Origin of the sequence: Halalkalibacterium halodurans (genome assembly GCF_004376175.1) — a bacterium.
Lineage (GTDB): Bacteria > Bacillota > Bacilli > Bacillales > Bacillaceae_D > Halalkalibacterium > Halalkalibacterium halodurans.
This window is the reverse complement of the sequence record NZ_SNUY01000094.1, coordinates 1-6,934: the sequence shown is the minus strand read 5'-3', so window position 1 is coordinate 6,934 and position 6,934 is coordinate 1. Positions and strand designations below refer to the sequence as shown.

4 protein-coding genes are annotated in these 6,934 nt (G+C 44.6%); 2 read left to right on the top strand and 2 right to left on the bottom strand.

Annotated elements, in window-relative coordinates:
- Both E2L07_RS21390 and E2L07_RS19220 read left to right on the top strand, forming a co-directional pair.
- Positions 1 to 511 (top strand): Mu transposase C-terminal domain-containing protein (locus E2L07_RS21390; RefSeq protein WP_243855002.1); only part of this gene is annotated, 511 nt, incomplete at its 5' end.
- Positions 504 to 1,304: an ExeA family protein gene (locus E2L07_RS19220; RefSeq protein WP_134229027.1), complete on the top strand. Its 801-nt coding sequence runs from the start codon at positions 504 to 506 to the stop codon at positions 1,302 to 1,304. The genes E2L07_RS21390 and E2L07_RS19220, both read left to right, overlap by 8 nt.
- 600 nt (positions 1,305 to 1,904) lie before the next feature.
- Here the strand turns inward: E2L07_RS19220 and E2L07_RS21570 are convergent.
- Both E2L07_RS21570 and E2L07_RS19210 read right to left on the bottom strand, forming a co-directional pair.
- A complete protein-coding gene (locus E2L07_RS21570) occupies positions 1,905 to 4,262 on the bottom strand; it encodes an arabinan endo-1,5-alpha-L-arabinosidase AbnB (protein WP_134230380.1) in 2,358 nt (785 codons plus the stop codon).
- 288 nt (positions 4,263 to 4,550) lie between these two features.
- On the bottom strand, positions 4,551 to 6,818 hold the full coding sequence (locus E2L07_RS19210) for a glycoside hydrolase family 127 protein (RefSeq protein WP_134230382.1): 2,268 nt from the start codon (positions 6,816 to 6,818) through the stop codon (positions 4,551 to 4,553).
- Between the last annotated feature and the right edge of the window lie 116 nt (positions 6,819 to 6,934).

The following is a 6,934-nucleotide window of genomic DNA, read 5'->3' as shown; positions in this document are numbered from 1 at the left end:
ATTGGATCAGTTTAACCATCTCTTCCAGGCCTGGCTGAGTGAATGTTATCAGAATAAACCCCACTCTGCTTTGGACGCAGCCAGTCCTGAAGCTGCGTTCCGGTCCGATTCCAAAACGCTTCGTTTCCCTGAGGTGGATGTACTGGCCAATGCCTTTTTGCATTGCGAAGAAAGAAAAGTAGATAAAGCAGGCTGTATCAGCTTTATGGGCAAGAAATACGAAGTGGGTCTCTTGTTTATTGGCAGGAAGGTACAAGTGGTTTATGACCTGGCGGACATTTCAGAAGTAACCATTGAATATGAAGGGCATTCTCCGTGGAAAGCAAGAGAACTGGAGATCGGAGAGCGCGCAGGCAAAAGACCAGTTCTGCCGGATCACCTTCTGATCCAGGAAACAGACCACTCCCGATTACTACAGGGAGCTGAACAAAAACTGGAAGAACGGAAACAGATTCAAGCCCCTGCCGTCTCCTACCGGAGAGTAAGGAAGGAGGAAAACGGCTATGTTTGAAGCTTTTTATGAATTAACTCATACACCCTTTTCCCGGGCTATTCCAACGGAAGAGCTATATAATTCCTACCTGCTGGAAGAGACACTGGGCAGATTGGAATACGCTGCGGAACGCCAGCTATTTGGAGTCGTTACAGGGGATTGCGGCACAGGAAAAACAACCACGATTCGTCGGTTTATGGATGGGCTGGATCCTTCCAAGTTCTCGCTTTTATATATTTCCGATTCGAAGCTGACGCCCAGGAACTTTTACAGAGGCGTTCTTGAACAGCTCGGCTGCGAATCTAAGTTTTATCGAGGAGATGCGAAGAGGCAGCTCCACAAAGAGATTGAACTGATGCGTGGAATCCATGGTATTCAGCCGATTGTAGTAGTGGATGAAGCCCATTTACTGGACCGTGAAATGCTTGAAGAGGTTCGGTTCTTATTGAATTTTAAAATGGATGCTCAAAGCCCGATGGCCCTTATACTGGTCGGCCAAAACGAACTTTGGGACCGCCTGAAGCTCCAGTCTTATTCGGCGATCCGCCAGCGAATTGACTTACAGTGCAAGCTGGTTCATTACGACCGTTCAGAGACAAAGGAATACATGAAGCGCCATCTGTCCTATTCCGGTGCGAAGCAGGAGATTTTTTCGGATGGGGCAGTAGATTGTATTTATAATTTTTCTAGTGGTTCCGCCCGGCTGATTAACAAAGTGTGTACCCATAGTCTTTTATACGGGGCACAGAATAAGCGCAGGATTATCGATGATCATATGGTGAAACAGGTGATAGAAGGAGAACTATCTTGATGTGGGAATGTCGGTTTATCGCCTATTCTAAGCTTATGAAGTGTTGGCTTTTGGTAAAAGGGGAATATGGCCGCTTCCTGTATGAGGGAACCCGATTTTATATGCGTTTTGATGAAGGAGTCTTCCTTCCTTGTCAGCTCGAATTCGATAGACAGTGGTATGTGACCATCGGTGATGAGGGCATACGACTTAATTTGAGAAAGAACGAAGAATACCAAGTTTATATGTAATTAATAGGGAAGCGATGCACAACCAAGCTTCCCTTTCATTTGGACAAAATAGGGAGCAATATCGGGACAAAGTTTCCCGTCTTCCGCATGACTTTATATGGCGTCAGTAACATTTTACAACAAAAATCACCCTTTTTAGGAAGAAATGCAGATTATCACGAAACCTCTTATTTGACTTTAAACTTTCTTTGAAGAAACTCGTTTTTCTAGAATCGCCAATTCTTATGAGAGAAGCCTATCGCATTCTCTTCTTAAATGTTTAGAAAGCTTGTCGCCAAAATCCGTTTTTTCTTCTACGTTTAATCTTTACTGAAGTGAATTGAATGTAAAAAGACCCGCTACGAACGTTCGTCATAGCGAGCCTACTTTCTTATTTTTGCTTGGCTAGATGTACGATCTCCTCTCTCGTTAAAGCTACTCCATCATAAATGCGCAGCTCATCTATCATTCCTTGAAAAGGCGCGTCCCAATGATTAACCCCCAAAGCGAAGTATGCATTTGGTGTTGTAAAGAGATTCGGGAAGTTCTCCCCTCTAAACCGTTCCTCGCCGTTCAGATAGATGACGATCTCTCCGTTATCTACCGAGAAAGCAACATGGCTCCATTCGCCAACCGGTAACTTTACTCCCGTTCCTGCGTCATACCATTGAGCGCTACCGGCCCAAAGCATCGTATCATGGTTCACCCCACTGTGGCCCCTTGGTACGAAGCTAAGCCAATGATGTTCTGACCTTGCTGCGAAGAAAGCGGTCGTAAACTCCGTCAGATGTTCAGGATTGAGCCAAAATGAGACGGTGTACGTATTTCTTGATATGAGACCATTTGGTAGGCGGATGCCCGTAGTCCCGTCAAAAACAGCTGCCTCCCCGTCTATCCCTTGTTCAAACGCAATCGTTCCACCTGGATTGTCAATGCGATTTCCCGTTACTGTGCCAGAACCAAATCGAGCATCATCCACTGCATTTTCTAACGTCCCATTTAGAGGATAGTGAGCAACTAATCCGCCTTCCGTTTGCCCAGGCACAACGAGCTCAAACGTTTTGATCCGCTCTGCACTCCCTTTTGATATAGCAGCGGTTAGTGACACGACCACATCGTCTTCCCCAATTTCAGGACGATTCACCTTACCAGATGATGAAAGGACCTCCTCATGAGAGGACGACCAAGCGATGGTCGTTTGCCGCATCCCTCTTGTTGGCAGTTCGACATCACTTATTATCGTTCCTTCTAAAGTTAAATCATCATACACCGCATCCACGATCTCGTTATCCGTTTTTTCCTCTAACTGACTCCCCCAAATAGCAATCCCTTCTTCAGAAAGAGCAGTAAATGTCATGACCTCACGTTCAGCTACCGGATCCCATTGGCGGAGAAATACACCATAATAGGTCTCTCCGTCAATCTGTAGCTCCACATGATAATCCCCGACTTTTTTCCACTTCCCAGTCACATCGCCTAAGACCTTACGATTTTTCTCTAATCGAACTGTGACCGACTCCTTTATCTCAGCTGAAATCTCTTTTCCGTGATTGATCCATTGATAGTCACCGATAACTTCTTTGGCTTTTACCTTTTCAAGCGACTCCCCTGTATAGCGATAAGGAGCGATAACCGGCCAACCTTTCCGATTCATAAACGTTTGATGGACGCGAATTTCATGTACTTCTCCACGCTCAGGAAAGCGTGTATGGAAAAATAAAAAGATCTTGTCTACCTCATCATCGTAGTAAACGGAGTTATGCCCTGGAGAGACATATCCTGTTCCGCTCCCTGTTCCTCGCTCTCCTAACTCACGCTTGAATAAGAAGTTCCCCATCTGTTTCACACCATATGGCTCAATCGAGGCATCATCAAAAAGCGTGCCCGGAGCTCCTCTTACTTCGCTCATCAAATGTCCTTCCCCATCCACATACGGTCCATCCGGCTGCTTCGAGCGAGCTACGCGCATGTTATAGCCACCGGTTGAATCAAGCCCACCGAATGTGACATACAGGTAATAATACTCAGTTTCTTTGTCGTAGTGAATGTAGGGCGCTTCGATCCGGCTATGGTTTCCTCCCATTAAATGAGTGCCATACCCTTGGCCAGGCAATGGAAAGCCTGTATTAGGGTCCATCTCTAAAATAAAAATTCCCCCAGAGTATGAGCCATACACCATCCAGAGCTTTCCTTCTTCATCAAAGAATACATGGGGATCGATAGCGTTCGGATGAACATTGGCATCATAAATCGTGCCATCTGGGCTTTCTTCTCCCCACATCCCTGACTTTAAAAACACCCCTAAGTTTTCGTATGGCCCTTCGATATCATCTGCTACAGCGACACCAAGTGCTGACCTTGGCGCATCTCCTTGGCAAGCGTTATAGTACATGTAAAATCGCCCATCTTCTAATTGAATGACATCTGCCGCCCAAAGGGTATTGCTATTGGCCCATTCAAACGCTTCGGCTAATTCCTCAAATACGTTCGGAATCAATGGATTACCTTCATGAACATGAGTTGCGATTTGTGTCCAGTTCCTTAAATCCCCTGTTTTAGCTGCAGCCAAATGGGAACCGAATACATAAAATGTATCCTCTACTTTAATAACAGAAGGATCGTGAACAGACGCCTCCGTAAAGGAAGGAGCCTCCTTTTGATCTCCTGATTGAGCTAAGCTCGCTGTAGGAATCATGATAGCTAGAAGGAGAAATCCAATAAACAAGCGATACATGGTTGTTCTTTTCATTCACAAATGACCTCCTATTCTTTTGTGAAAACCCTTACAAAAGTAAACATCACTGAACCTTTTCTAAGCGTATCAACACCACCTCACTCCCTAAAAGGTTCATAAAAACATCAATTAATTTATGTTTTTATTTAATATAATCAGAATATATGAAACATTATGATTATGCAATACCTACGCTGATTATTTTCATTAACCTTTCCAACTTAATTAACATAAACATTAACAAAAAGAGCTGACTCGTCACTGAGTCAACTCTGTTTCACTTATATTAAACCCTAATAAACATCAATCACATAGCATACGGACGCCGTAAACACCACCCGCCACCGTTCCTTCTTTTGAAGCGAACGTAACGACTACCTCTTCCTTTCCTTCCGTTAGCGCAAGTGGAATCGGATAGTAAACATCTAGCGTCTCGCCTGGATTTTTCCCTAACAGCTGTTCTTCTTTTATCACTTCTTCGTCAATGAGAATGCGAAAGCTGCGATCGCACCACTTCCCATCAACGAAAAGACCATGATCCCCACCGTAATACGTCACGAGAAGAGACATCTGTTGATTTGGTTTTACCTTCATCACATAGGAGAAGAAGCCATCTTCCCCTCGACTATCACGCCACCGTTTTTGCATAATATTCAGATAACCGGTTTCCGAATGATTCGCTTTTAATTGATGTTCCACTTCAGGCTGTTGCTCACCTGGCTGGACCGCATCAACTGTACGTGCCTGTAATCGATCACTCTCTACTTCTTTTCGCGCTTTAAAGGCTTCATATTCTACCTCACTCATCAAGTTCCAATAAACAGTATAACGCTCGTGATGGAGAGCATAAAAAGGAATCAATGTAATCTGCACGTTCCCTGGTTGGCCGATAGCTGCCGTGCGAAACGTAAGTGGCCTTCCTTCCACCGGATGAATCCATTGATCTGGCGTTTTTTTCGTAGCGACAAGAGTAGGAACATCAATAAGCGGATGATTGTGTAAACTTAAATGGTTCGGGACAATATCCGTTTCTGGAAAATGATCCTTTCCGAAAGTTCCTGCTAACACGATAGGCCCGTACATGATTCCAACCTTATGTGGATCATCCTTCGCTTCGTAAATTCGGAGTTCCATAGGCAAATGAACTTCGATTTCGTCCCCTTTTTGCCATTCTCTTTCGATTGTTAAATAGTCAGCCCCTGATTCAGAAAAGGTTTCCTTTCCATTGATCCGAGCCGTAACAGGGCCTGCAACCCATTCAGGAACACGAATATGGAGCTTTATCGGTACACCATCTGCTTTCACAAACGTAAGCTTTGTTCGATCCGTTTCCGGAAAATTTGTTTCCTGACGAATTTGGACTTGTAAGTCTTTTAAATGAATCTCAGAAGCCATAAACAAATTCACATAAATATGGCGATCATCCCGATCATAAATCGTTCTCGTATACCGAGCTGGGTTTTCTAAGCCTGTTCCGAAGCAACACCAAAACGATTCTTCTAACGAACTGTACACTTTGAAATGACCAGGTTGTAACGAGACAAAATACGTTTTCATCCCTGTATCAGGATCTTGCGAGGCAAGGATATGATTGTAAAGAGCCTTTTCATAGTAATCCATTAATTGAGAGCTGCGATTCCAGCGAAACAGATGCTCCGTTAGTTTTAACATATTGTACGTATTGCACGTTTCGGCCGTTTCCACACCTAGCGTTTCCTTGTTTGCCGGGCCAAAATGCTCACTGTTGCTATTGCCGCCTATGATGTAGGAGCGATCGTTTGTGACTTGGCGCCAAAAAAACTCAGCGATCGCTCGGTACGTATCATCGCCTGTAATCTCGAACAATTTCGCAGCGCCTATTACTTTCGGAATTTGCGTATTCGCATGCTTTCCTTCAAGTTCATCTATACCGTTTGCGAGCGGCTCAAGTAACGCCCAATGGCAAAAGCGAATCGCGAGCTGTAAGTAATCCTTATGACCTGTAAGGGTATACAAATCGGCCATTGCTTCATTCATTCCACCATGTTCACAAATCAACATGCGCTGAAACTGGTCATCGGTTAACTGATCCGTACCTTTTTTTGCCCAGTCAGCAAGTTTGGTTACAACTGTTAGGGCGAGTGAATGTCCGGTTAGCTGATGCACATCAATCAGACCGGCAAACAGCTTATGAAGGTTGTACCAAGGCACCCATGTACCCGCAATGTTAAAATGCCCTACCTGAAACTCTCCAGAAAACATCTCGTCAAAATGAGCGCGTTTCACTCCGCCCACGTAGCCCACATCATCTTGGATAGTGGCTAGCTCTTGAACCGCACGATCGATCCGCTCCAATAACGCCTTATCTCCAGTCGTTTCATACATTGCTGCAGCTGCCGAAAGCCAGTGTCCAAGGGAGTGTCCGCGTATCTCCCGTTCTTCCCAGCCGCCGTAGCTCCGTTTCTTCGGTGGGAGGTTTGCTGCTTCATAGTAAGGTGCGAGCAGACGATCAATATCCAAAGCAAGGATAACGTCATTCCCCTTCTTCTGGGAATCATAGAATAACCCTTTTGTTAGTTTTCGTATTGTCAAAACTTTATATAGAAATAGGTTATTAAATCCTATATTAGAGGGCTTTATAAGCAAAAAAATTGCCACCCCCTGATTTCTGTAGATAATTGAGGTTACCAGACACCCAATTCCAGAAA

Excerpts from the sequence above, each read along its gene's own strand:
- E2L07_RS19220 (WP_134229027.1), top strand. The coding sequence starts at position 504 with ATGTTTGAAGCTTTTTATGAATTAACTCATACACCCTTTTCCCGGGCT.
- E2L07_RS21570 (WP_134230380.1), bottom strand. The coding sequence starts at position 4,262 with ATGAAAAGAACAACCATGTATCGCTTGTTTATTGGATTTCTCCTTCTA.